Here is a 25,188-nt window from a genome sequence, read left to right on the forward strand (position 1 = left end):
GGGGTCGGTCCGCTACCGACCCCACCGGGGCCCTCAGGTCTTCCGGCGCATCCCCGGCGGTTCGCGGGGGCATTTCCGTACCGAACCAGTGGTGGAACACCGCTGATCACCAGCACGGAACGTGGTGCGGTGCGGGGAGGTGTGCCGCGCTGTCAGCCGTCGGTGGTGCGGGGGCCTGCGGCTGGGGGTCAGCTGGTGGAGCAGCTGGGGAGATCGGCTGTCTTCCCGGCCTTGATCTTCCCCAGGGACTGGGTCGCATCGGCGATGGTCTTCACCCGCACCAGCGTCAGCCCATCCGGAATGTCTGATACCGCGGTGGCGCAGTTATCGCTCGGGGTGAGGAAGAACTCCGCCCCGGCCTTCCTGGCGCCCACCAGCTTCATCTCGATACCGCCGATCGGGCCGACTTTGCCGTCGTCGTCGATGGTCCCGGTCCCCGCCACGAACTTCCCACCGGTCAGATTGCCCGGGGTCAGCTTGTCGACGATGCCCAGTGCGAACATCAGCCCGGCGCTGGGCCCTCCCACATCGGCGAGGTTGATGTCGATGGTGAACGGAAACGTGTGATCGGTACCGGCCTCGATGCCGACGATCGCACGGCCGCCGGAGTCCGCCGCCACCGTCTTGATCGTGACCTTCTCGGTCTTCGTCGGCTCCTTGCCCGCCTTCTCGGCGGCCACCGCTTCCTTCGTCGGCACGATCGTGAAGACGACCTGGTCACCGGGCTTGTGCTGGGTGACCAGCCTGGCGACGTCGTCCGGCTTCTTGACCTCCGTACCGTCAACGGCACGGATCACATCACCGGCGTGCAACCGGTTCTCCGCTGGAGAGTCCTTGCGGACCGTGGCGACGATGACGCGCGCCTGGACCGGGATCCTCAACTGGTCCAGCGCGGCCACCTTCGCGCTCTCCTGCGACTGGGTGAACTCCTCGGCGTTCTCCTGCGTCGACTGCTCCTCGGTCTTCCCGTCCGGGTAGAGCGTGTCGTGCGGAACGACCACATTGTCATGGGCCAGCCAGCCGTAGACCGTCTCGACGATGTTCATCCGGTAGTCGGCGCTGGTGACCCGGACGGTCGTCATATTGAGATGACCGGTCGCGGGATAGGTCTTGCGGCCATCGATGTCAAGAACCGGCTCGCCGCCCACATCGCCCAGAGTGTTGACCGTCGGCCCGGGAGACATCTCCGCATACGGGACGGGGATGAGCACCCCTGCGCAGAGCAGCGCGATAAAGAGAAGAGTCGAGGCGAGCATCGTCGCAGTGCGGCGTGGCATGGAACGACAGTACGGGACTTGACTGTCAATGCACTGTCGGGGACCAACCCCTCCGTGGCACGCCCATCGAGGTCAGGGACCGGCGGACGGAGGGTTCCTCACCGAGGCATGAACGCCGTCACTGCGCGGGGCCGCTGCCGGTATCAGCCTTCTCCATCGCGTCCCGGAAGCGCGCGTATCCGGCCAGTTCGGCCACATCACCGGTGGTGCGGTTCCGGGAGGCCCAGCCGCCCCATATCGCAGCACCGACAACAGCGAAAAGCGGAATCAACAACCAGGCGAGTGCTGCCATCGCGACCTCCCTACCCCATGAGCAACGCAACCGAGTGATCAGCAGATTAGCCATCTGCAAGTTCAACGCTCATGGCAGGGGGACGGTTACGCAAATCGGGGCGCTTGGGTGTCATACGGGTTTCAGTCGCCGTCCCACCCGCAAGTCGTCCGCAGGCCCGCATCGCGAACCCGTCAAGGCTCCCGACATCCCCTGCCGCCCGAGCGCGCACGACGTCACACCTACGCGACCGCCGTCAACCGCCCCCGGATACAGCAACCGTACTGGACCCGGCCAAGCGGCGCCCCACACCGAAGGCCCGGCACCCGCGCTCCCGCCCCGCAACCCCAGCGCGACACCCACCCCTCCAGGGACGGCGCCGCACCCGAATGACAGCGCTACGCGCCCACCCGTCACCCGACCACCACCCTCAAAATGGCGGCGCTACGCGCCGACCCACCCTTCGGTGCCGTTGGAGAATTTCTGGTGCTTCCAGATGGGGACGTCTCGTTTGAGGTCGTCGATCAGCTTGCGGCAGGCGGTGAAGGCTTCCGCGCGGTGTGCGCAGGCCACCGCGACGACCACCGCGAGGTCCCCGATCTGTAGATCGCCTGTGCGATGGACCGCCGCCAGGGCCCGTACCGGGAACTCCGCGGTGATCTTCTCGGCCACTCGGCGCATCTCGGCCTCCGCCGAGGGGTGGCAGGAATAGCCGAGCTCGTCGACGTCCGCACCGCCGTCGTGATCACGCACGGTGCCGACGAACAGCGCGATGCCGCCCGCCGCTCTGTCAGCGACAGCGGCGAAGACCTCATCGACGGAGAGCGGTGTGTCGCGGACCGCGATGAGCCGAACGGGGTCATCAGCCGCCCGCTCACCAGGGTGGTCGTACGTATTGGCCATGGACTCATCGTGCCGTACGCCGCCGACAACCGAGCGCCCCCGGCCTTCCGGGGCCGGGTGCGGCCGCCTCGTCGACGGGGAACCGGCATCGGCCGCACGCCGGCGCCACGCTGGGGACATATCCCCCCGGTCGGGCGGCTACGGCGCACATCCCTGCGGGCGACCGGTGCGGTGGAGTCCTCTCGGCCCGCTAGATGCGTCGCCGTGCCTTTCGGGCACGCCGCACCAGTGCGGCCGTACCGAGCAGGGCGACCGTCGCTCCGGCAGCCCCTGCCGCGGTCGCGTCCTTGCGGCCGAGGCGGCGACCCGCGACCGTGTGGCGGCCCTCCACCTCGTCGAGGAGTGCGGCGAGGACCTCCTCGTTCGTCCAGCGCGGGCGCCAGCCGGCGTCATGGAGGCGGCTCACACTGACGACCCAGGGGTGCATCGTGTACGCCAGGTCTCCGGCCGGGGAGGGCGTCAGTCCGATCCGGTGGAGTCTGGCGGCGGCACCGAGTGCGACGGCGGACGGCAGTTCCATCCGTCGGATGCCGCTCAGTTCCTCGACGTCCTCCTGTTCGAGCCAGCCGTCACAACCGACGGCGAGCTCACCCTCGACCTTCTCCAGAGCGGCGTACTCCAGAGCGCTCACCAGGTCCTCGACATGGCAGAACTGCCAGGTGGGACGTGATCCGGCAACGACAAGCAGCCGGGGCGACTCGAAGTAGCGGGTGAGCGCGGTGTCCGTGCCGCCCACCAGGACGGTCGGCCGGACCACCGTGACGTTGAGCCCGGGATGAGCGCGGGGTGCTCGCCGGGCGAGGCGTTCGATCTCCAGGAGATCCCCGACGCCCGTCGCCTCGGCGGTGGCGCGGAGCTCGGCGTCCTCGGAGAGCGGGATGTCATTGTCCGGGAGCGCTCCGTAGACCATGGCCGAGGTGCACAGGACGACCCGGTGCACCCCCGCCGCGGCAGCCGCCGTCAGCACGGTCTGCGTCCCGCGTACGTTGTACGCAGTACGTGCCGCGGAGTCGGTCTCCAGGTCGAGGTCAAGCGCCAGGTGCACGACGACGTCGGCCCCTCGCAGCTTCTCCGCGATGGCCGGATCACGGACATCCAAAATATGCCATTGCGCCTCAGAGACCTCGCCACGGCGCTCGTCGATCGCGATGACCTGCTTGACCTCGTCGGACGCGGCCAGCTGCCGGGCGAGCAGTTCACCGATGCCCGTGGCGGCGCCAGTGATCGCGACGATGGGGCCACGACCCGATGGCCCCTCGCCCGGGGTCGGGGTTGAGCGGTTTCGCGCTCCGCGAACCTGCGGATCTGGGGAACTCACCAGGTGTCTCCAGCGGTTGTCTTCAGTACGTAAGCGAATGACACGTATGTACAGGTGGCGTCCATCCTGCCCCAGGCCACGCGTCAGTGAAGCACCGAGCCCATTCACGGGCCTGGCTGTCTACGCTGGGTGGTGAACACTGGGCATTCGCCGTCGGCAGGAGCCGGCGGCCCTACGAGCCGAGGAAACCCGTGAGTGACACCCCATTCGGATTCGGCCTTCCGCCAGAGGAGCCGGAGGACGGCGACAAGGGCAAGAAGAACGATCCCTCCGGCGGTGGCCACGGCGCCGGCGGCCCATCCCCCATGAATCCCTTCGGATTCGACGCCGGGGGTGGCGGCTCGGACAATCCCTTCGCCGCCATGTTCGGTTCACTCAACCCCAATGACCTGGGTGCCGCCTTCCAGCAGCTCGGCCAGATGCTGAGCTATGAGGGCGGCCCGGTCAATTGGGACATGGCCAAGCAGATCGCCCGCCAGACGGTTTCCCAAGGTACGGCAGACGGTACCAAGGACGAGAGTGTGGGCCCCGCCGACCGTACCGCGGTCGAGGAGGCGCTGCGGTTGGCCGATGTCTGGCTGGACGGGGCGACCTCCCTGCCGTCCGGTGCGAGCACCGCGGTGGCGTGGAGCCGCGCCGAGTGGGTCGAGGCGACCCTTCCCGCCTGGAAGCAGCTGGTCGACCCGGTCGCCGAGCGGGTCGGAGTGGCCATGGGCGGTGTGCTGCCAGAGGAGATGCAGGCCATGGCGGGCCCGCTGCTCGGCATGATGCGCTCCATGGGCGGAGCGATGTTCGGTCAGCAGATCGGACAGGCCGTGGGTGTGCTGGCGGGTGAGGTCGTCGGCTCGACCGACATCGGTCTGCCGCTCGGCCCCGCCGGCAAGGCCGCGCTCCTCCCGCTGAACGTCGAGGCGCTCGGTAAGGACCTGGGGGTGCCCAAGGACGAGGTTCGGCTGTACCTGGCACTACGGGAGGCCGCCCACCAGCGGCTCTTCGCCCATGTGCCGTGGCTGCGCTCTCATCTGTTCGGCGCCGTCGAGGGATACGCGCGCGGGATCAAGGTGGACACGACCAAGCTGGAGGACGTGGTCGGACAGTTTGACCCGACGCACCCCGAGCAGTTGCAGGAGGCCCTTCAGCAGGGCATGTTCCAGCCGGAGGACACTCCCCAGCAGAAGGCGGCGCTGGCCCGGCTGGAGACCGCGTTGGCGCTGGTCGAGGGCTGGGTGGACGCGGTGGTGCACGAGGCCGCCTCGTCCCGGTTGACGTCGGCCGGTGCGCTGCGGGAGACCCTGCGCAGGCGGCGGGCGTCCGGCGGTCCCGCCGAGCAGACGTTCGCGACCTTGATCGGCCTTCAGCTGCGTCCGCGACGGTTGCGGGACGCCGCTCGGCTGTGGGCCTCGCTCACCGACGCCCGGGGCGTGGACGGGCGCGACGCCCTGTGGGAGCACCCGGACATGTTGCCCACGGCCACCGATCTGGACGACCCGGACGGCTTCGTCCACCGTGAGCAGATGGACTTCTCGGAGCTGGACAAGATGCTCGGCGAGGCGGCTTCCCAGGACGGGGCGGGGAAGTCCACCGACGGCACCCAGGACGGCCCGCAGAAGGCCAAGGGCGCACAGGAGCCGGGGGACGACGACGCGGCAGACGACGAGGGCGGCAAGGGCGGATCGGGTCAGTGAGTCTCTACGACGACGCCGTACTGGTCTTGAAGGACCTCAAGGGCTTCGATGATCAGGATCCTCGGGAGCGGGATTCCGGGGGCGCCCGGAATCCCGGGGATCAGGGCTCTCAGGGGCAGGAAGAACTGCGGCAGTTCTACCTTGATCATCTGGCGATGCACCCCGACGGCATGTGGAAGTCCTGTGAGTCGGGTCATCTGACCGCCAGCGCGCTGGTCATCGACCCGGAGCAGGGGCGGGTGCTGCTGACGTTGCACAGAAAGCTCGGCATATGGCTCCAAATGGGTGGCCACTGCGAGCAGGGGGACTCCACGGTCGCGCGGGCCGCCTTGCGTGAGGCCACCGAGGAGTCGGGCATCAGCGGCTTGACGCTGCTGCGCTCCGGTGAGCCGGTGCGGCTTGACCGGCATCCGATCCCCGCCCCGTGCAACTGGCACCTCGATGTGCAGTACGCGGCGCTGGCGCCGTCCGGTGCCGTCGCCGAGATCAGCGAGGAGTCCCTCGACCTGCGCTGGTTCGCCTATGACGAGGTGCCGGACGTGGCGGATGAATCGGTCGTGCGCCTTCTGGAGAACACCCGAAGGGTCCTGTAACGCCGCATGGGTGAGGGGCGGCCTCCCGGATCGGAGAGACCGCCCCTCACCCACAACGGCTGTACGGCCCAGTGGCCGTCCCAGCGCTTTAACAGTCCCCCCGCGCTACTTTGCTCCGCAGGTGTCCCATTCGCGCCGGTACGCTTTTGGCAGCCCTTGAGCGCCGAAGCACTGGTTGTTCAGTGGTCCGCGTTCATGAGATCTCACACGCTGCCGGTGTCACTCAGCTCCAGGCGTTGTTCTGGTTCTGGCCGCTGTTGCCGAACTGACCGCGCAGCCCCTCGCCGATCTCAGCGTTCTGCGGGGGCATGACCTCGCTGGGCTGCACCAGCGCGAATCCCTGGCCGGCGAAGCTCAACTCCCAGCCCTCGCCGGTGCTGCCCCGGCGCCGCAAGATGTTCGAAGAGTGCGTCTGGGCCTGCATCTGCACCCGCAGTTGGGTGGACCAGGCGACGATCGCATCGGCGTCCACGCTGACGTACTTCTCGGGTGTGACCTGCATCATCAGCGGCTGGCCTGAGGTCATCAGAGCGACCTTGCCGCGGCCGGTGATGTTGAGTTGGTACTTTCCCGAGCCGGAGATTCCATACTGGCTGTCCACCGCAATGACCTCGGTGTGCAGCGCGGAATCAAGTGCCAGGACATAGGCGCTGTCGACGGTCAGCCCCTCCTGGTCGACATCGACGACATGGACGTACTGCGCGAGATTGGCCAAGTAGACCGTGCCCTGGCCCGAGCAGCGCATCAGATCGAGGCCCTCGCCGGTACGTTCACTGGTGCTGCGATGGCTGCTGGACTGGTACTCGCCGTCGAAGTCGACCGTCCCCTGATAGGCGACCATCGCGCCCTTGCGGGCGAGGATGTCCTCATGGCCGGTGAGCGCGACCCGGAGCAGCTGTGGGTTCTGGAGGGCATAGCGCTCCTGGGTCTGCTGCTCCCCATGGTTGAAAAGTGGGCTCTGCATGGTGTTCCCGTTCCCCCTCAGCCCCGAAGACGCAGACGGTCGGTGCTGTCCTCATTCGGCTGTACGACGACGATGCCCTGTCCGGAGAAGGCCATCTGGAAGGCCTCGCCGCTGCCCCGCCCGATGAGGGACGAGGCCTTGAAGCTTCGCTTGCCCTTCACTTTGAGGTTGGGCGACCAGGCGACGAGGGCGTCCGGGTCGACATAGGTCTCGTCCTCGCCGCGTCCGCAGTCGACGACGATCGGCGTACCGCGGGAGGTGACGGCGACCCATCCGGTGCCCGCGATCTCCACATTCCACAGGCCCTGACCGGCGAGCTTGGCCAGGCCCTTGACCTTCTCCACGCCCCAGGTGAGATGGGCGTCGAAGGCGAGGATGTTGGTGCCGTTGACCGAGATGGACTCGTTGTTGAGGTTGATCACCAGCACATCGGCGCCGTAGTCGGCGAGGTAGAGGAGCCCGTCGCCGGCGCACTTCATGATGGGTGCGCCCTCGCCCGTCGCCCACTGGGCGGCGGCCTGGCGGGCGGCCGGCGGATTCGGTTCGTACTGGATGAAGCCCTCGTACGACACCATGGAACCGGTGCGAGCGAAGAGGTCCTGCCCGGTGGCCATGGCGACCTTGAGCATGGTCCGGCCGTGGTTCTCCATCCGGGTCGTGATGGGGGTCGGGGCGAAGCCCGCGAGTTGCTGGTTCATTTCTTCGGGCTCCCTCAGACCTCGTAGGGCTGGACGACGATGAAGTTGCCGGGTGCACCCCGGAACTGGAGGTTGACCGCCTCACCGCTGTGGCCGGGGTAGGCGTTGCGGCGTAGCCGAACCTGGGTCGCGATGATCACTTGGGCCGCGGACGACCAGGCGACGATCGCGTTGGAGTCGGCGTAGGTGGACGGTGTGACGGGCAGGACGACGGGAATGCCCTGCGTCTTGACCACGACGGTGCCGGTGCCGGTGAACTGCATGGTGAACAGCGCGCCGCCGGGAATGCCGTGTCCCTCGATACGGCGGATCTCGTACTGGAGGTCCTCGTCGAACGCGAGGACATTCTCCGCGGAGACACAGATGCCGTCTCCCTGGAGCTCAATGGGGTGCAGATGAGCGGCGTCCTCGGCGAGGAAGACCTGGCCCCGGCCGGTGCAGCGCATCAGCTGCATCTCCTGGCCAGTGGCGTTGCCGAGCTTACGACCGACGAAGCCCGCGCTCTTGCTGCTGAAGTCGACCTTGCCCTGGTACATCACCATGCTGCCCTGCCGGGCGAGAACACCGCCACCGCCCAACGCGAGCTCGACCCGCATCAGATGCTGGTTCTGTGGCGTCCAGCGAAGGCCAGTGGGGGTCTCTCGGTATGGCTGGAGCGCCGCCTGGAGACCGGGACCCGCCTGTGGCATCCCTTGGGGGGCGCCGACTGGCTGTCCGTAGGGGGCCTGCGCGGGTTGGCCATAGGGAGCAGGCGCAGGTTGGCCATAGGGAGCAGGCGCGCCTGGCGGCATGGCCTGGCCCGGGAACTGACCTTGAGGCTGACCGGGGACCTGGCCGAACTGCGGCTGCGGCTGCCCGTAGGCGGGCGCTGACTGGGGCGGAACAGCAGTACCCGGTGGGGTCCCGATGGCGGGCGCCGCGTACTGCTGTGGTGCGGGCGCGGGCGCGGGCACAGGCGCCTGCGCCACCGAGGCGGCTGGGGCGGCCGGGGCCCCGAACGAGGGCGCGGGCTGGGGAGCCGGGGGCGCTGCGGCTTGGGCCGGCGGCGCGAAGGAGGGCGTCGGCTGGGGTGGCTGCGGAGCGGCCTGTGCGGCGGGCTGGTCATCAGCGACCTCACCGCCGAAGTTACGCAGGAGGGCGTCCAATCCACCGTCGAAGCCCTGACCGATGGCGGCGAAGCGCCAGACGTCCTTCAGGTAGAAGTCACCGAGCATCACCGCCCGCTCGGTGGTGAACTCCGCCCCGTTGAAGGGGTAGCGGACGACTTCTTCGCCACCGGCGACGATACGGATGTATCCGGGGCCGATCTGGGACATCTGGCCGGCACCATCGATGGTGGCGGTGAAGGACAGCTTGTGGATGTTCGCAGGAATGCGGTCCAGAGTGACTCGGAACGACTCCGTGTCACCCGCCTGGGCGCCGAGCTGCTGAATGGACTCCTCAGGCGACTTCGGTTGGTTGAAGAAGATGAAGTACCGGTCGTCCGAGAGCTGTTCGTTGGCGTCGAGCCCGAAGCAGCTGATGTCGAAGGACAGACCAGGAGCCGCGATCTGCACGCCTACGTACAGATCCGTTCCCGGAGTGAGATCACTGATCTTGGCCTTGTGGCCGCGTTGGAATTCCCTGGCCATGCGTAACGACCGTCCCCCATCCCAGAAATATGAATCGTCGCGTCAGGCTAAGCCGCATGTGACATTCAGCCAAGCCCGATCATCCATTGGGACAGATTCGGTACGAGATGCCCAACGAAGAACACCGTGCGAACGTTCCGGTCAACTCTGGGTCACTGTGTGACGCTGGGAAGCGGACGCCTCTTCCTTCTTCCCTCTTCCCTTCGAACGCCGATTCTCCACGAATGCACGACGCGCAGCGGAGGCACGACTCACGGCGAGGCGCGACTCACGCCGAAAGGGCTGTTGGTCACCGTTCCCCGTCCGTCACCGGCAGGTGCGGCAGTCGCTCCGCGGCGATGACTCCCTCCAGATATCCACGGGCCCGCTCGGTACGGGGATAGGACTCCAGCAGTCGCCAAAAACGCGGGCCGTGACCGGGCACCAGCAGATGTGCCAACTCATGCACCAGGACATAGTCGACAACGTACTCCGGCATCCCCTGAAGACGGTGCGAGAGTCGGATACTGCCCTCGGCGGGGGTGCAGGATCCCCAACGGGTGTTCTGATTCGTCACCCACCTCACCGATGTCGGCGTCACCCGCCCGCTGAAGTACTGCGAGGACAACCGCTCGGCTCGCTCGGTCAACTCGCCGTCACCGAGGATCCGTCTACTCTCCTGGGCGGCGAGCTTGTCGAGCATGACACCGACCCAGCGCCGCTCCTCGGCTTCCGACATCCGTGCGGGGATCAGAACAATGGTCCGGTCACCCTCCCGGTACGCGGACACGGTCCTACTCCGCCGCGCGCTCCTACGGACCTCGACCGCACTCGTTCCCGTTGCGCGGGGCGGGCGCTCTGCCGCCTCGCTCGGTTGACCTCCCGCAGGGTGCGACAGGGATTCCCCGGTGATGCGAGGCGATGGGTCGACGGACACGCCACGACGTTACCCGTTGGCAGCGGGGTAAGTCCCGCCTCGGGAACGGTTCCGCGTGATCCACTCCATGGCTGCACTATTTTTACGACTAATACACCGAGCCTGTGGATAACTTTTCACCCACTTCACCCCAGCCATGCATTCTGAGAACAGTTCACCCGCAGGATCAGACGGGAGTCCAAGTCGGTGATCCCGTCGAGTCCAGTGACACGCGAGTGACACATGAGTGCCTTCTGCACGTTCCGCATGTTCAACGGGGGAAGTCGATATGCATCCCATGGTGAAGCCCGCGCTCAGGAGGGCGTGGCGAGAGCGACAGACCGTTCAGTTCGGAGTGACGCCCGCACACGCGGTGGCAGTGGGGCCGATGGACACCGCCACCGGCACACTGCTCCAGCTGTTCGACGGGACCCGCGGACTGCCGTTGCTACGGGCGGAGGCCCGCGCGATGGGTCTACCCGAAGGGCGGACGGACGCGCTGGTCAACCGGCTCAGCAAGGCCGGGCTGCTGGACGATCCGACCGCGGGCGGTGTCGCCGCCGACGCCCTGCGAAGGAAATCCAGTGCGCTCGACCGGCTGCGCCCCGATCTGGCATCACTCTCGGTGGTTCATCGAGAGCCGGGTGGAGGAATACGGCAGCTGGCGGCGAGACACTCCATGCGCGTCCAGGTCCGCGGCGCGGGACGGGTGGGGGCGACGGTGGCGGCGCTGCTGTCGGCTGCGGGGGTGGGACAAGTCGATGTCCTCGACGGAGGCTGCGCGCAGCCGTGGGATGTGGCACCGGGCGGCCTGCCGGCGAAGGCCGTCGGAGAGCGGCGGGACTCCGCAGTCCGCCAGGTAGTGCACCGCTGTGCGCCGCTCCGGTCTCCCCGCGCCGTGGCCCGGACCAAACATGCCCCTTCAGACATGTCACCGAGCCCAGTCAACAACAAGGGCGCGGCGGCGATCGACGGGGACGGGACGGCACAGGTTCCCGCCGGAGGACCCATCCGAGACCGGATGGCGGGCAGCGGGGAACCCGGTTTGACGTTGATCGTCATCTGCCCGCGTGACGGCCTGGCGGCTTATGCGCCCGAGCCGGACAGCGCTCAGCAGTGGATCACGAGCGGCATCCCCCACCTCTACGCGGGGGTGGTGGAGGCGACGGGTGTGATCGGGCCGCTGGTGCTTCCCGGCGGGTCGGCCTGCGCCGGCTGCTTGGAACGGGGCCGGGCCGATCGGGATCCAGGATGGCCACGGCTGCTCGCACAGTGGCGCTCCGGCGGCCGACGCGCTGCTGTGCCCGCATGTGACATCTCTCTCGCCACGACCGTAGCGGGGCTGACCGCGGCCCATGCCTTGTCATTTCTGGACGGGGATCTCCCCATGAGTGTTGGTGCACGCTGGGAGGTTGCCCTGCCCGCACTGACCTGGCGGTGCGAACCGATCACGCCACACAAGGATTGCGGCTGCGGCTCATCACGGAAAAGCGAGGGGGCGGGCACCTCGGCTCCGGGCGAAGTCACGAGACACTAGGTAGGTACCGCAGTCAACGGAGTCAGGGCCGTATGGCACATGCGGCGCAACTGTCTGGGATTTGGAGGGGCATATGTCTGATCTTCCCCGGAAGGCGGTCACCCGAACTGCCAAGTTGGCCGCACTGCCATTGGGGTTCGCCGGCCGTGCCACATGGGGGCTGGGCAAGCGGATCGGTGGCAAGTCCGCGGAAATCGTTGCCCGAGAGCTCCAACAACGCACGGCTGACCAACTCTTCAAGGTCCTAGGCGAGTTGAAAGGGGGCGCTATGAAGTTCGGACAGGCACTGTCAGTCTTCGAGTCAGCCCTCCCCGAAGACATCGCCGGCCCGTACCGCGCCGCGCTGACCAAGCTCCAAGACGCCGCTCCCCCCATGCCGACCCGGACGGTGCACAAGGTGCTGACCGAGCGGTTGGGCGAAGAGTGGCGCGAGCTGTTCCTGAACTTCGAGGACAAACCGTCGGCAGCCGCATCCATCGGACAGGTTCACCGCGCGGTGTGGCACGACGGGCGCGAAGTCGCGGTGAAGGTGCAGTATCCGGGGGCGGGAGAGGCACTGCTCTCCGATCTGACCCAGCTCAGTCGATTCGCCAAACTACTGGGCCCGCTTATCCCAGGGATGGATCTCAAGCCGCTCATCAATGAGCTGCGCGACCGAGTGTCGGAGGAACTGGACTACGGTCTGGAAGCCCAGGCGCAGCGGGAGCATGCGGCGGAGTTCGCGGATGATCCTGATGTGCTGGTGCCGGATGTGGTGCATCAGTCAGATCAGGTGCTGGTGACCGAGTGGATCGATGGGATTCCGCTAGCCGAAGTGATCGCGGACGGCACCGAGGACCAGCGAAATCGAGCAGGTCAGCTGCTCGCACGCTTCCTGTTCTCAGGACCCGCCCGCACGGGACTGCTGCACGCTGATCCTCATCCGGGGAATTTCCGGCTGCTTCCCGACGACGACGGTGCGGGCTGGCGACTAGGGGTGCTGGACTTTGGCACCGTGGACCGGCTGCCTGGGGGGCTGCCGCAAACCATCGGTGACTGTCTACGGATGACCTTGGAGGGTGAGGCAGAGACGGTCTACGAGCTGCTGTGCGAGGAGGGCTTCGTCAAGGAGGAGATAGAGCTCGACCCCGACGCAGTGCTGGAGTACCTCTTGCCGATCATCGAGCCCGCCGAGGTGGAGGAGTTCACCTTTACCCGGCACTGGATGCGTAGCCAGGCAGCTCGGATAGCCGACATCCGGTCTCCCGCCCACCAACTCGGCAAGCAACTGAACCTGCCACCCGCCTATCTGCTGATACACCGGGTGACGCTCAGCACTATCGGGGTGCTCTGTCAGCTCAACGCCACCGTGCGGCTGCGCGACGAACTGGAGTCATGGATGCCGGGCTTCCTGCCGGAGTACGAAGAGGAAGCCGACTCGGAGAACCTGGAGAGCACAGCCAGCACAGTCAGCGCGTCCGAGGCCTAGCTCAGGGGCGAGGACTGCCCAGCCAGCACCGTTCAGGCTGGCGCAGGGCGGCGACCCGCCACCTCGCACCGACGCATCTGATCAGTCAGGTCTGAACAGCCAGGGCTGGGCTGGGCTGGGGATTCAACCTGGGTGGGGCACGCCTGCGAGCGACCCACTCCGGAGCAGAACGAAAATACCGGGGGTGGGGGGAGGGGGAGGGGGGAGGGCCCCGATGTAGAGACGGAGCTTTCGCCAGCCCCTCGGCTTCGTCTCTTGCCCACCTCACATCTGACTCGTCTCTCGCCCATCCGAGTATCCGAGTATCCGGCATCCGGCATCCGGCATCCGGCATCCGGCTCGACGGTGTGCTCCGGTCAGGACCGGGGGCTACGGGGGCAGCCGAGGGGCTCGGGTACCTCTGCCGGGTCCACGATTGCTGGGTCCACGATCCGCTGGAAGAGTCCCGGTCCATGGACTTCGCCGGGCAAGCGGCGGGTTTGGGTGCGGATGGGAGCGATGGTCGGGCGGGATACTGCCGAGGAACTGGTCGGTGCCCAGCGTGATGTCCCAGTGTTCGCGGCCGGTGGTAGCGCAGGAGCCCAAGGGCGGCCGGCCATCACCATGAGGCCGAGTCGAGTCTCCCCTCGATCGCCCGGATGTTGGCGCGGGAGCAGTTGTCGCAGAAGTAGCGGCGTTCGCCGTTCTCCATGGAGTAGGTCCAGGTGAGTGGTGTTCCCTCGCTGTGCGCGGCCCTGCCGCAGCGGAAACACTTGATGCGAGCGGCTTCCGACTGCCCCGGGTGGTGGGTCTGCTGCTGGTCCACCTTGTGACAATAACCCTGCGGGCTGCGACCTGCGGGGACAACGCACCGCGGGGGCCGGTCCGTTCGGACCGGCCCCCGCCTGATGTGCGTTGTCAGTTCATGACGGCCATGGCGAGCGCGCGGCGGGCGCGCATCGAAACGCGCTCGGCGCGGCGCTGCATACGCCGGGCGGTGATGAGGCGCACGGCTCTGCGCTCGGTCTCCGCCTCGCGCATGCGGTCGTGCATATGTGCACGAGCCAGCGCTTCTGGGATGAGTTGCATCTCGCGGGTCCTGTTCTGGCGCGAGGCGTTCGCGCCGGTGGTGCTGACGTCTGGGGTGGCAGAGCCGGAAGGCTCGCTCGTGGAAGTGGGCATTGGGGCCTGCTTCTTGGGATCGTGCGTGAGGGGGCGGTCGATGGTCCCGATGACGTTCATGCCGAGACCGGGTTCTTGCGCGGACGGCCACGGGGCCGCTTGCGGGCCACGACCACACCCTGGACGAAGAGCTCTCCGCCCCATACGCCCCACGGCTCGCGCCGCTCTTTGGCGCCAGCGAGGCATGCCTCCATGAGCGGGCAGGTGCGGCAGAGGGCCTTGGCGTACTCCACGTCGGCCGGCGACTCGGCGAAGAAGACCTCAGGGTCATAGGAACGGCAGGGGACGGGTACGCCGAGGTTCTCGATGGCGTCATCGAGCGCGGTGAGCGCAGTGAGCGGGGTCAAGGTGGAGTCCTCCGGGCGGACAGGCGGGGGGATGGTCTCGGAAGTCGGTACGGACGGGGCGTGCGCTTCGAGTTGCACGGTGGTGTCTTTCCTCGTCTTGTCGGTCCGGCCTGTTGGCCGGTTGGTGGTCCCCCGCGGAGCGGGGGAGCTGGTACCGGGTGGTACTTGTCCCGAGGCCCCTTCGCTCTGACTCCCCTGGTTGAGGGAAAACAGAAGGGCCGCGGTACCCGAGTGGGGTTCCGCGGCCCTGAAGGCGCCGGCCTGATCACCTCAGGCTGGATGACTCCAGGGTTTGAGCCCGCGGAAGGCCCACTTCGTGTGGTGCTGTGTCTGCTTCGGGTTGCCGGCACTGGCTGCTGCGAAGGCATAGGCCTTCGCTTCTGCGGCTGCTACTCCTGCTTCCAGTGCCTTGGTCCGTCGCTCGACCGGCTCCAGGACGGGGAACCCTCCCAGAGGAGCCAGAGGCATCTCGGTGAAGAAGCCGGACACACCGGTGCCAAGAGGCGACGCGGAGAAGCCGAGCGAGCAGGCGGAGACGACGACCGAGCGATCGGTCAATTTCACGGCGTTGATGAAGCTGGTGTTGTTGCTGATCACTGGACTCGCCTCCTCTCGGCGTCTCGGGACCGGCCGGGGCCGATCGCTTGTATTCGGAATAAGTACAACACGAGGACAGTGCTTCGGAGAAGCTGCTGTTCGCGTGGTTAAGAACCTATGGGGACTGCTGGGGGGTGCGCAAACTATTTTTCCGACGATTTTGTCTCAGTCTTCCGCAACGCCCTCTTCAAGCTCCTGACCTGCGCAGAGAGTGAGGACATCGGCTCCAAAGCGCTCCAGCTTGCGCCCGCCGACGCCGGAGATGGCCGACAGCTCCCGCTCATCGCCCGGCACTGCCTCGGCGATCGCCATCAAGGTCTTGTCGGTGAACACGCAATACGCGGGTTGGCCTAGCTCCTTCGCCTGGTCGGAGCGCCACTCCCGCAGGCGTTCGTAGAGGGCCTCGTCCATGTCGGACGGGCAGTCCTCGCACCGCATCAGTTTCATCTCACCCGCATCGGTGAGCGTCTTTCCGCAGACCCGGCAGAGCGCCGGCCCGCGCCGCTTACGTCGACTGCCTCGCTCGGTTCCGCCTTCGCCGCCAGCGCTGCGGGCTCCAGGCGCTGCGGAGCCCGGTCGCATGCCGTTCAGGAAACGCGTGGGGCGTCGGGATGCCCTGCCCCCAGGTGACCGGGAGAGAGCCCAGGACAGAGCGAGGTGGAGCCGCGCGCGGGTGACGCCGACATAGAGCAGCCGTCGCTCTTCTTCGATCTGCTCGTCGGTCTTGGCGTAGGTGATGGGCATCATGCCCTCGGTGAGGCCGACGAGGAACACCGCGTCCCATTCGAGGCCCTTCGCTGAGTGCAGCGAGGCGAGGGTGACGCCTTGCACGGTGGGTGCGTGCTGGGCGGCGGCCCGCTCGTCGAGTTCGGCGACAAGATCGCTGAGAGTGGCGCCGGTCTTGGCCTGGGCGAAGTCCTGGGCGAGGCGGACCAGTGCGGCCAGGGACTCCCAGCGGTCCCGCACTGCGCCGGAGCCGGCTGGGGGCTCGCTGGTCCACCCCTTGGTGGACAGGACCGCCCGTACCTGGGACGGGAGGTCTTCGGCATCGTCGAGCAGGGAGTCATTGCCGCCGGCACGGGCGGCGCCGCGCAGGGCGACGCCTGCCTCCCGCACTTCCTGCCGTTCGAAGAAGCGCTCGGCTCCCCTCAACTGATAGGGGACTCCGGCGTCGGCGAGGGCCTGCTCATAGACCTCGGACTGGGCGTTGATGCGGTAAAGCACCGCGATCTCGCCGGCGGGTGTGCCGGCGGCGATCAGGTCGCGGATGCGGCGGGCGGTGCCTTCGGCCTCGGCCGGCTCATCCGCGTACTCGGCGTAGACGGGCTCGGGGCCGGGGTCGCGCTGGGAGATCAGCTCCAGGCGGTGCTCGGCCGCTCGGCCGCTCGCCTGGCTCAGCAGGCCGTTGGCGAGGTGAACGACCTGGGGAGTGGAGCGGTAGTCGCGGACCAGTTTGACCACGGTGGCCGATGGGTGCCTCGTGCGGAAGTTCAGCAGGTGGTCGGGGGTGGCGCCGGTGAAGGAGTAGATCGTCTGGCTGGCGTCGCCCACGACGCAGAGGCTTTCCCGGTCGCCGAGCCAGAGGTCGAGCAGGCGCTGTTGGAGTGGGCTGACGTCCTGGTACTCGTCGACCACGAAGTGCTGGTACTGGCGACGGATCTGGTCGGCGATGTCATGGCGGTCTTGGAGGATGCCGACGGTCAGGAGCAGAACATCCTCGAAGTCAATCACCGCGCGATCGCGCTTCAGCTGCTCGTACATCCCGTAGATCTGGCTGATCTCCGATGTATCGCGGGGGGCGTCGCGGAGGGATTTGGCGACCACCGCGGGATAGTCGGCGGGCACGGTCTGGGTGACCTTCGCCCATTCGATTTCGCCGGTGACATCGCGCAGTTCGTTGCGGTCCAGCCGGATGCGGCAGCGGGCAGCGGCCTCAGCGACGAGTTGGATCTTGCGCTCCAGCAGTCGGGGCATATCGCCGCCGACGACTTTCGGCCAAAAGTACTGGAGCTGGCGTAGCGCTGCCGAGTGGAAGGTTCGCGCTTGGACACCGCCCGCACCGAGCTGTCGAAGTCTCCCTCGCATCTCGCCCGCGGCACGGTTGGTGAAGGTGACGGCCAGCACACTGCTCGGTTGGAGGATTCCCGCGCGGACTCCGTACGCGATGCGATGGGTGATCGCTCGTGTCTTGCCCGTGCCGGCACCGGCCAGCACGCACACCGGACCGTGCAGGGCGGTCGCCACTTCGCGCTGTTCGGGATCGAGCCCGTCTAGCACCGCGTCGGCCGACTCGGGGACCTGCGGGAAAAGGGAGGAGTGCGTTGCTGATGTCACCCTGCCATGCTGCCAGGTCTTCGGAGGCGGCTGCGGCGGTTGTCCACAGCGGAGTGAGAGTAGTCGTATGAGTTCCCGGGCTGCTCCCCGAACTGCATCCTGCTGCCACTCTGGTGGTCACGGGTCACTAGCGGGTGCTGGGAGGGCATTCACCTCCCCGCCGGGGGAGCCTGACGCCTCGATGGCCGACGACAGCCACAGCGGTTACGGCGGTTACGGCGGTTACGGCGGTTACGGCGGTTACGGCGGTTACGGCGCGGAGAACGGCCGCCACCGCCGAACGGCATGGGAATGGTCGAGGGGCCGTATTCGTTCTACGCGGTGCGCACGCATGAGCGAGTGCGACGAGGGACGCCGTGAGACGAAGGAGCACGAGGGACGATGTCGGGCACTGTGACGATGTACAGCACCACATGGTGCGGATACTGCCGTCGGCTGAAGGGCCAGATGGATCGCGAGGGCATCGCGTACACCGAGATCAACATCGAGCAGGACCCCGAATCTGCGGCCTTCGTGGAGAAGGCGAACGGCGGCAACCAGACCGTACCCACGGTTCAGGTGGTGCCCGCGGGTGGTGGACCCGAGGTCGTGATGACCAATCCGAGCCTTGCCCAGGTGAAGCAGGCACTCGGCATCTGACGGCCAAAACTGGCCATCGGAGTCTGGCAACGGTGTGAGTTGGAACACGGTCACCCGTTATGCGTGCTGATGAGCACCGCAGGCGGCGAGGGAGCGGAGCGGGCACCGACACGGTCCCGGGAAGGGATTTCCCGGGGCCGTCGTGCGTTCCCCTTCGGCATGGAGGCCCACTCGTGACGGACGCTCCATGAGGGCGGCCCAGAGGGTGGGCCCACCCCCCTTGCAGACTTCCTGGGCCGGTGTCAGCGGGCAGTTTCGACGATCGGCGGTTACCGTCCCGCGGTTGGAGGCAGTTACCGTCCCGCGGTTAGAGGCTGGTGCCGGGCTTGGGCAGTGGCTGGCCGTACCACTGCTCGATCAAGCGGGCCGCGATGGAGATTCCGTGCGGGGGTAGCACCTCGCCGGACTCAAACGCCTTCCGCAGGTCCTCCCGGGAGAACCAGCGCGCCTCGTGCAGTTCCTCACCGTCCACGGTGATGTTCGATGAGGTGGCGCGGGCGGTGAAGCCGAGCATCAGGCTGGAGGGGAAGGGCCAGGGCTGGCTGGCGATGTAGGTGACCTCTCCGACCGTCACACCGGCCTCCTCCCAGACCTCGCGGCGCACCGACTGCTCAATGGACTCGCCAGGCTCCACGAAGCCGGCGAGGGTGGAGAACCGGCCTTCCGGCCAGTGCACCTGGCGACCGAGGAGCGCTCGGTCGTCCTCGTCGGTGACCAGCATGATCACCGCGGGGTCCGTACGCGGATAGTGCTCGGCGCCACAGGCCTGGCAGCGGCGGATATGGCCTGCCGCGGCGATCACGGTGCGGTCGCCGCAGCGTGAGCAGAAGCGGTGCAGCCGCTGCCAGTTCTCCAATGCAACCGCGTGGACCAGCAGCGCGGTGTCACGCGGGGAGAGCAGCAGTCCGGCTTCGCGCAGTCCCGCCGGGCGGGCCGACTGGTCGATCCGCCCTGGCAGCGCGTCCTTCTGTAGAGCGAAGTAGCGCACACCGTCCTGGTCGGTGCCGAGGAAGTAGCGGTGGGTTTCGGTGACGGGGGCTTCGAAGGCCGGGGTCATCACCAGTTCGGTGCGGCCGTCGGTGGTGTCGTCGATCAGTGCCTGGCCGCCGCAGACCACGAAGACCCTGGTGGTTGGGTGACTCCAGGCAGCCGCTAGCCACGCCTCGTCGAGACGGTGGTGCGCCTCGCGGTCGATTCCGCTCGGCGCGGTGAGACTCATGGACGGCGCGGTGGGGCCCGAGCCGGCTGCTCGGTCGGCGGTTGCATGGCCGTTAGTGCTCACGTACTTCCAACTCCCCCGGTGGATCGGGTCTAGGTTCAGCGGATCAGCTATGGGCGGCGGCGAGGTCGCTCCACAGATGGGCGGCCGTCTCTACCCCTTTGAGCAGGAGGTTCACCTCGACCTTTTCATTGGGTGCGTGCCAGCCGTCGGACGGTACGGAGATCCCCAGGAAGAGCACGGGCGCGCCCAGCACGTCTTGGAGGTCCGCCGCGGGTCCGGAGCCGCCCTCGCGGGTGAAGCGGATCTTCTGTCCGTCGAAGGCGCGGCTCATGGCGTGTACGAGGGACTGGAGCGCGGGGTGGTCGAGTGGGGTGAGACAGGGGCGGGTGGATGGGGCGAAGGCGAGGTTGAAGCGGATGCCTGCGGGGACGCGGTCGGCGATCCAGCGGCTCACCGCCACTTCGATCGCGTTGGGGTCCTGCCCGGCGACCAGGCGGAACGTGAGCTTCAGTCGGGCGGACGAGGGAATGATCGTCTTACCGCCGGGGCCTTGGTAGCCACCGCCGATGCCGTTGACCTCGGCGGTGGGGCGGGCCCAGATGCGCTCCAGCGTCGTGTAGCCGCTTTCGCCGAGGGTGGCGTGGGACTTGGCGGCGGCCAGCCAGGTGTCCTCGTCGAACGGCAACTCCGCGAACAGGCCGCGCTCGGCGTCGGTCAGGGGTTGGACACCGTCGTAGAAGCCGGGGATGGTGACGCGTTCGTCGGCATCGTGGAGTGCGCCGGCGATACGGGCGGCGACGGTGGCCGGGTTGGGCACCGCGCCGCCAAACGATCCTGAATGAATGTCCTGGTCAGGGCCGTCTAGTTCGATCTCGCAGTCCACCAGGCCGCGCATGCCGGTGCAGACGGTGGGAGTCGATTCCGACCACATGCCGGTGTCCGAGACGATCACGGTGTCGGCGGCCAGCCGGTCGGTGTGGGATTCGATCAGGGCACGGAAGTTCAAAGAGCCCGATTCTTCCTCGCCTTCGATGAGCAGTTTGAGGTTCACGGCCGGGGCGGTCCGTCCCGTGGCGGCTAGGTGCGCTTGGACGCCGAGGGTGTGGAAGAAGACCTGGCCCTTGTCGTCCGCCGCGCCGCGGGCGTAGAGCTTGCCCCCTTCGGTCCGTGGTTCGAACGGGTCGCTGTGCCACCCGTCCTCCAGCGCGGCGGGCTGTACATCGTGGTGACCGTAGACCAGGACGGTCGGCGCGCCGGGGGCGTCGGACGGCCATTCGGCGAACACCGCGGGCGCACCGGGCGTGGCCCACACCTCGGCTACGGGGAATCCGCTTTCGCGGAGCTTGGCCGCGAGCCAGTCGGCGCTGCGCCGTACGTCCGCCGCGTGCTCGGGCTGGGCCGACACGGAGGGGATGCGCAGCCATTCCACGAGGTCGTCGAGGAATGCGGCGCGGTGGTGCTCGATGTACTGGCGGACGGCGCTGTCCGGGGTGTCGCTCATGTAAGTGAGCCTAACGGGCGTCGGCGGGCCCCTCACCCGCCGTCTCGCCCAGCAGGATGCGCTCCAGGGCGGCACGGTCGGGGAGGTCTCGGGGGCGTACGACCTCGCCGCTGCGTACGAAGACGAAGGCGGCGTCGACGGCGTCTGGGGGGAGGTCGTGCTGCTCGGCCCAGGCGAGGCGGTAGATGGCGAGCTGAAGGGGATCGGCGGTGAGGGCGCGGCTGGTCTTCCAGTCGACGATCTCGTATCTGTGCGCGGGGGTGCCGTCAGGTGTGGTGGCGGGGGTGCGGTAGACGGCGTCGATACGGCCCCTGATGGCCCGGCCGGCGAGGGTGATGTGGAAGGGGGTCTCCACTCGGTGGGGGGTGCGGCGGGCGTAGGGGGTGCGTTCAAAGGCTTCCTTGAGCGCGGCGAGGTCACGTTCGTCGGTGATCTCCGGGGTGTCGGTGCCGTCGGCGCCGGGCAGTTCGTCCGGGCCGAGCATGGGGAGTGGCATCTCCTCGAACCGGGATTCCACCCAGGCGTGGAAGCGGGTGCCTCGGCGGGCCGCGGGCTGCGGGGGGCGGGGCATGGGACGGGCGAGTTCCTGCGCGAATCCATGGGGGTCGGCGGCGAGGCGCATCAGTTGGGAGGCGGTGAGGGACGCGGGGAGCAGGACCTCGCGGGTGGTGGAGCGTCCGCGCTGGAGCTCACGGGTGAGGGCGCGGAGGTCGCGGTCCCAGGAGGCGATGGTGCGGTTCTCCTCCGGGGTGCGTTCCTGTTCGGGGGGACTCGCCTCGGGGTTTCGGGCCTGCGCTGGGGCCTGTTCCGAAGGCCGCTCCGGGGCCTGTTCTGAGGGCTTTTGCGGGAGCTGTTCGGCGGCGGCGTCCCCGGCGGCCTCGGGTGGGCGGGGGTGGGGCAGGGTGGTCCACTCCGCTGGGGCGCCCGGCACCGCCGGGCTCCGAAGCGGATCGGGCTGCGCCAGGTCCCCCGTGCCCGTGGACTGCTCGTTGCCGTGGCGTGCCGCGAGCTCGTCCCCGTAGGGGTCGGTCTCCATGGGGTCGGGCTCGTCTGGATCGGGCTCGTCGAAGGGGTCCGGCTCCACCAGGCCGTCCGGGAAGAGGTCGTCTTCCGCGTAGGAGTCCTCACCCCCGGTGGCCGGCCTGGGTTGTGCGTCGCTCGATGCGTCCCATGGATCGGGGGCCGTCGCCACATAGGAGCGCACCAGCTCCGCTGCCTGTCGGCGACGGACCAGCGAGATCGGGTCAAGTGGAAGCGGCCAGGCCCGGTCAGGGCCGGACTCCAGAAGAAAGGGGTTCTCGGCATCGGCTGGCGGCTCGTCCGCCCAGGCCTCGATCTCGCCGTGTCCCTGTGCGCAGTGTTCGTACAGCGCTTTCAAGAACGCTGACGGTCCCCGCTTGCGCTTCTGTGTGGGGCCCCACCAGTGGCCCGAAGCCAGCAGTTGTGAACGAGGTCTGGTGAAGGTGACGTAGCCGAGTCTGAGCTCTTCGGTGTGCTGATGGGACTTCATGGCGTCCTTGAACGCCTTGATCCCCTTCGCGTCCCAGGCCTCGATCTCGGGGAGGGTGGCAGCGTCGCCTCGTAGCGCGTGGGGCAGAACCCGGGCGTGGGCGGTCCAGGCCTCGCGGGGCTGATCGCTGGGGAAGTGTTTGGCGACCAGTCCGGGGACGGCGACCACATCCCACTCCAGGCCCTTGGACTTGTGGGCGGTCAGCACCTTGACGGTGTTCTCACCGCCGGGCAGGGCGTTGTCCAGGCCCTTTTCGTACTGGGCTGACGTACGGAGGAAGGCGAGGAAGGCGAGGAGTGTGGCGTCGGTGTCGAGCGCGGCGAATCCGGCTGCCACATCCAGGAAGTTGCCCAGGGTCTCGCGGCGGCGGGCAGCCAGTGCGTGGGGGGAAGCGGAGAGTTCGACATCGAGGCCGGTCGCGCCGAGCACCCGGTGCAGCACATCCATGAGCGGGTCGGCGAGGGAGCGTCTGAGCTCGCGCAGTTCGGCGGCGAGGCGGGCGAAGCGGCGCCTCGCCGCCGCGGAGAAGGGCAGGCCGTCGTCGGGGGGCCCGCCGCCGGCGTCGAGGAAGGTGTCGAGGGCGTCGGCGAGGGAGATGACCTCGGCGGGGTCGACGCCTTCGACGGCCGCTGCCAGCCGCTCGTCGAGGTCGCTGCCATCGGCGCCGGCCCGATGCACGAGGAGCCGGGCGCGGCGGCCGAGGAGCGCCAGGTCCCGAGGGCCGATCCGCCAGCGCGGGCCGGTCAGAAGGCGTACGAGGGAGGCATTGGCGCCCGGGTCCTGAAGGACTTCGCAGACCGCGACGAGGTCGGCGACCTCGGGGAGGTGGAGCAGCCCGGAGAGTCCGACGACTTCTACGGGGATGTCTCGGGCCACGAGCGCGCCCTGGATCTCGGGGAAGTCGGCTGCGGTACGGCAGAGGACGGCGATCTCGCTGGGTGCCTTTCCGGTGTGCACCAGGTGGGCGATGGAGTCGGCGAGCCAGGTGATCTCTTCGGCGTGGGAGGGCAGCAGGGCGATGTGGACTGATCCATCGCGCTCGGCGCCGGGCGCGGGGCGTAGCGCTTCGACGCCCTGGTGCATGGCGCGCAGGGGGGCGGCGAGGCCGTTGGCGAGGTGGAGGAGACGGCCGCCGCTGCGACGGTTCTCGCTGAGGGAGAACCGGGTGGCTGGGGTGCCGTCCGCGGCGGCGAAGTGGGTGGGGAAGTCGTCGAGGTTGGCGACGGACGCTCCCCGCCAGCCGTAGATGGCCTGGCAGGGGTCGCCGACCGCGGTCACTGCGTGGCCGGTGCCTTGGCCGAAGAGGCCGGAGAGCATCAGTCGCTGCGCTACGGAGGTGTCCTGGTACTCGTCGAGCAGGACGACACGGAATTCGTCGCGGAGGGTAGCGCCGACCGCGGGTCTGGTGAGGGCGAGGCGGGCCGAGAGCGCGATCTGGTCACCGAAGTCGAGCAGTTCGCGGGCGTTCTTCGCGGCGCGGTAGCGCATGGTCAGTTCGAGTAGCTCGCGGCGGGCGGATGCCGTTTCGGGGATCTTCCGCAGGTCCGCGTTGGAGAGGGTGCGGGTGTCGAGGTCGCGCAGTAGTTCGGAGTCGTAGGCGCTGAGCCTCTCCGGCGGTACGAGGTGTTCCGACAGCTCGGCGTCCAGCGCGAGGAGATCGCTGACGAGCAGGGAGAAGGAGCGGGTCAGCGCGGGGTACGGCCCGGGGGCCTCGCGCAGCACGCGGGCGGCGAGCTGGTAGCGCGTCGCGTCGGCGAGCAGTCGGGCGGTCGGTTCAAGACCTATCCGTAGTCCGTGGTCGGTGAGCAGTTGCCCGGCGAAGGCGTGGTAGGTGGAGATGCGGGGCTCGCCCGGGGGATTGTCCGGGTCGATGACATCGGGGTCGGTGACGCCGGCCCTGATGAGGGCTTTGCGGACGCGTTCGGCCAGTTCGCCTGCGGCTTTGTTGGTGAAGGTGAGGCCGAGGACCTGTTCGGGTGCGACCTGGCCGGTGCCGACGAGCCACACCACACGCGCGGCCATGACCGTCGTCTTCCCCGATCCGGCGCCGGCCACGATGACCTGCGGCGCGGGCGGCGCGGTGATACAGGCCGTCTGCTCCGGGGTGAAGGGGATGCCGAGGAGCTCCTTGAGCTGCTCGGGGTCGGTCATGCGTGCGGTCACAACGAAAGAGGCTAACGGGAGGGACTGACAGTCGAGCCCGTTGCCGCTCGTTCGGGGGGTGCGGGTGGGATGTCTGTCTCCGCTGGGGGTCCCGGGTGGATCGGTGTCGCCGCTGGCGCCCGAGGCTGCTCTGAGCGCGGTGACGGCCGAGGTCTCCCGCTCAGCTGGTTGGCCCGGCCGGAGGTGGGTCCAGGGTGATGGGTGAAGTCGCTCCCGGGTCAGCCGCGCTGACCGAGCTGACCGCGGATCTGGTACCTGAGACCGCAGATGGGTACCCGCGAAGCGCAGACGTGCGCTGTGCGCCGACGAGCGGTCAGGTAGGAGGCGACCGCTGCGCCTGACCGCGCTGACGGGCCGCAGGGGCATGAAGCTGAGGCCGCACGTCCTTGACACATCGCGGGACCGTCGCGTTCTTCGCCGGCGGGGCGACCGCGCTCCCTACCGGGCACGGTTTCGGGTGCCGTACTCGGTTTC

21 protein-coding genes are annotated in these 25,188 nt (G+C 68.2%); 5 read left to right on the top strand and 16 right to left on the bottom strand.

All coding sequences use genetic code 11. The annotated features are described in order from the left end of the window. Nucleotides 1–188 precede the first annotated feature (188 nt). The 4 genes from NBG84_RS12080 to NBG84_RS12095 all read right to left on the bottom strand — a co-directional run bounded on the left by NBG84_RS12080 (nucleotide 189) and on the right by NBG84_RS12095 (nucleotide 3,769). Entirely contained in the window at nucleotides 189–1,277 is a 1,089-nt protein-coding gene (locus NBG84_RS12080; protein WP_250919374.1) for a YlbL family protein, read from the bottom strand. Between the two features lie 118 nt (nucleotides 1,278–1,395). Then, nucleotides 1,396–1,569, bottom strand: coding sequence for a hypothetical protein (locus NBG84_RS12085; RefSeq protein WP_250919375.1), 174 nt, complete (start codon nucleotides 1,567–1,569; stop codon nucleotides 1,396–1,398). A gap of 423 nt (nucleotides 1,570–1,992) precedes the next feature. Then, nucleotides 1,993–2,451: a molybdenum cofactor biosynthesis protein MoaE gene (locus NBG84_RS12090; protein ID WP_250919376.1), complete on the bottom strand. Its 459-nt coding sequence runs from the start codon at nucleotides 2,449–2,451 to the stop codon at nucleotides 1,993–1,995. Between the two features lie 190 nt (nucleotides 2,452–2,641). Then, on the bottom strand, nucleotides 2,642–3,769 hold the full coding sequence (locus NBG84_RS12095) for an SDR family oxidoreductase (protein WP_250919377.1): 1,128 nt from the start codon (nucleotides 3,767–3,769) through the stop codon (nucleotides 2,642–2,644). Between the two features lie 191 nt (nucleotides 3,770–3,960). Between NBG84_RS12095 and NBG84_RS12100 the strand changes: the two genes are divergently transcribed. Both NBG84_RS12100 and NBG84_RS12105 read left to right on the top strand, forming a co-directional pair. Next, a complete protein-coding gene (locus tag NBG84_RS12100) occupies nucleotides 3,961–5,454 on the top strand; it encodes a zinc-dependent metalloprotease (protein ID WP_250919378.1) in 1,494 nt (497 codons plus the stop codon). Next, the gene (locus NBG84_RS12105) at nucleotides 5,451–6,047 is read left to right on the top strand and encodes an NUDIX hydrolase (protein WP_250919379.1); all 597 of its coding nucleotides are present in this window, start codon (nucleotides 5,451–5,453) and stop codon (nucleotides 6,045–6,047) included. Before NBG84_RS12100 ends, NBG84_RS12105 begins: the two co-directional genes overlap by 4 nt. Nucleotides 6,048–6,270: 223 nt before the next feature. Here the strand turns inward: NBG84_RS12105 and NBG84_RS12110 are convergent, their stop codons facing one another. The 4 genes from NBG84_RS12110 to NBG84_RS12125 form a co-directional block, all read right to left on the bottom strand. Beyond that, the gene (locus tag NBG84_RS12110; protein WP_250919380.1) at nucleotides 6,271–7,011 is read right to left on the bottom strand and encodes an AIM24 family protein; all 741 of its coding nucleotides are present in this window, start codon (nucleotides 7,009–7,011) and stop codon (nucleotides 6,271–6,273) included. Between the two features lie 17 nt (nucleotides 7,012–7,028). Continuing rightward, on the bottom strand, nucleotides 7,029–7,709 hold the full coding sequence (locus tag NBG84_RS12115) for an AIM24 family protein (RefSeq protein ID WP_250919381.1): 681 nt from the start codon (nucleotides 7,707–7,709) through the stop codon (nucleotides 7,029–7,031). 14 nt (nucleotides 7,710–7,723) lie between these two features. Next, nucleotides 7,724–9,340 carry a TerD family protein gene (locus tag NBG84_RS12120; RefSeq protein ID WP_250919382.1) on the bottom strand — a complete coding sequence of 539 codons (1,617 nt, stop codon included), beginning with the start codon at nucleotides 9,338–9,340 and terminating at the stop codon, nucleotides 7,724–7,726. A 289-nt stretch (nucleotides 9,341–9,629) separates the two neighbouring features. Continuing rightward, entirely contained in the window at nucleotides 9,630–10,256 is a 627-nt protein-coding gene (locus NBG84_RS12125) for a M48 metallopeptidase family protein (RefSeq protein WP_425608621.1), read from the bottom strand. Between the two features lie 268 nt (nucleotides 10,257–10,524). On the opposite strand from NBG84_RS12125, the gene NBG84_RS12130 reads away from it, so the two are divergent. Then, on the top strand, nucleotides 10,525–11,772 hold the full coding sequence (locus tag NBG84_RS12130) for a ThiF family adenylyltransferase (RefSeq protein ID WP_250919383.1): 1,248 nt from the start codon (nucleotides 10,525–10,527) through the stop codon (nucleotides 11,770–11,772). Between the two features lie 73 nt (nucleotides 11,773–11,845). Further along, nucleotides 11,846–13,240: an ABC1 kinase family protein gene (locus NBG84_RS12135; RefSeq protein ID WP_250919384.1), complete on the top strand. Its 1,395-nt coding sequence runs from the start codon at nucleotides 11,846–11,848 to the stop codon at nucleotides 13,238–13,240. Nucleotides 13,241–13,838: 598 nt separating this feature from the next. Here the strand turns inward: NBG84_RS12135 and NBG84_RS12140 are convergent. The 5 genes from NBG84_RS12140 to NBG84_RS12160 form a co-directional block, all read right to left on the bottom strand. Next, entirely contained in the window at nucleotides 13,839–14,045 is a 207-nt protein-coding gene (locus tag NBG84_RS12140) for a hypothetical protein (protein WP_250919781.1), read from the bottom strand. Nucleotides 14,046–14,137: 92 nt separating this feature from the next. Then, nucleotides 14,138–14,461, bottom strand: a complete 324-nt coding sequence (locus tag NBG84_RS12145; RefSeq protein ID WP_250919385.1) for a hypothetical protein — start codon at nucleotides 14,459–14,461, stop codon at nucleotides 14,138–14,140. Further along, nucleotides 14,458–14,826 (bottom strand): WhiB family transcriptional regulator, encoded by a 369-nt coding sequence (locus NBG84_RS12150; protein WP_250919386.1) that lies wholly within the window; start codon nucleotides 14,824–14,826, stop codon nucleotides 14,458–14,460. The genes NBG84_RS12145 and NBG84_RS12150 overlap by 4 nt, the downstream gene beginning before the upstream one ends. Nucleotides 14,827–15,018: 192 nt before the next feature. After that, complete coding sequence (locus NBG84_RS12155) at nucleotides 15,019–15,345, bottom strand: hypothetical protein (RefSeq protein WP_250919387.1); 327 nt, start codon at nucleotides 15,343–15,345, stop codon at nucleotides 15,019–15,021. A gap of 165 nt (nucleotides 15,346–15,510) precedes the next feature. Then, on the bottom strand, nucleotides 15,511–17,679 hold the full coding sequence (locus tag NBG84_RS12160) for an ATP-dependent DNA helicase UvrD2 (protein ID WP_250919388.1): 2,169 nt from the start codon (nucleotides 17,677–17,679) through the stop codon (nucleotides 15,511–15,513). A 381-nt stretch (nucleotides 17,680–18,060) separates the two neighbouring features. Between NBG84_RS12160 and NBG84_RS12165 the strand changes: the two genes are divergently transcribed. Continuing rightward, entirely contained in the window at nucleotides 18,061–18,318 is a 258-nt protein-coding gene (locus NBG84_RS12165) for a mycoredoxin (RefSeq protein WP_250919389.1), read from the top strand. A 307-nt stretch (nucleotides 18,319–18,625) separates the two neighbouring features. On the opposite strand, the gene nudC is transcribed toward NBG84_RS12165, so the two are convergent. Genes nudC through NBG84_RS12180 form a run of 3 tightly spaced genes read right to left on the bottom strand, consistent with a single transcriptional unit; the run spans nucleotide 18,626 to nucleotide 24,714 of the window. Beyond that, nucleotides 18,626–19,600, bottom strand: coding sequence for an NAD(+) diphosphatase (nudC, locus tag NBG84_RS12170; protein WP_425608622.1), 975 nt, complete (start codon nucleotides 19,598–19,600; stop codon nucleotides 18,626–18,628). Between the two features lie 43 nt (nucleotides 19,601–19,643). After that, complete coding sequence (locus tag NBG84_RS12175) at nucleotides 19,644–21,041, bottom strand: dipeptidase (RefSeq protein WP_250919391.1); 1,398 nt, start codon at nucleotides 21,039–21,041, stop codon at nucleotides 19,644–19,646. Between the two features lie 10 nt (nucleotides 21,042–21,051). Next, the gene (locus NBG84_RS12180) at nucleotides 21,052–24,714 is read right to left on the bottom strand and encodes a UvrD-helicase domain-containing protein (protein ID WP_250919392.1); all 3,663 of its coding nucleotides are present in this window, start codon (nucleotides 24,712–24,714) and stop codon (nucleotides 21,052–21,054) included. Nucleotides 24,715–25,188: the final 474 nt, after the last annotated feature.

It is taken from the genome of Streptomyces albipurpureus (genome assembly GCF_023701525.1).
GTDB lineage: Bacteria > Actinomycetota > Actinomycetes > Streptomycetales > Streptomycetaceae > Streptomyces > Streptomyces albipurpureus.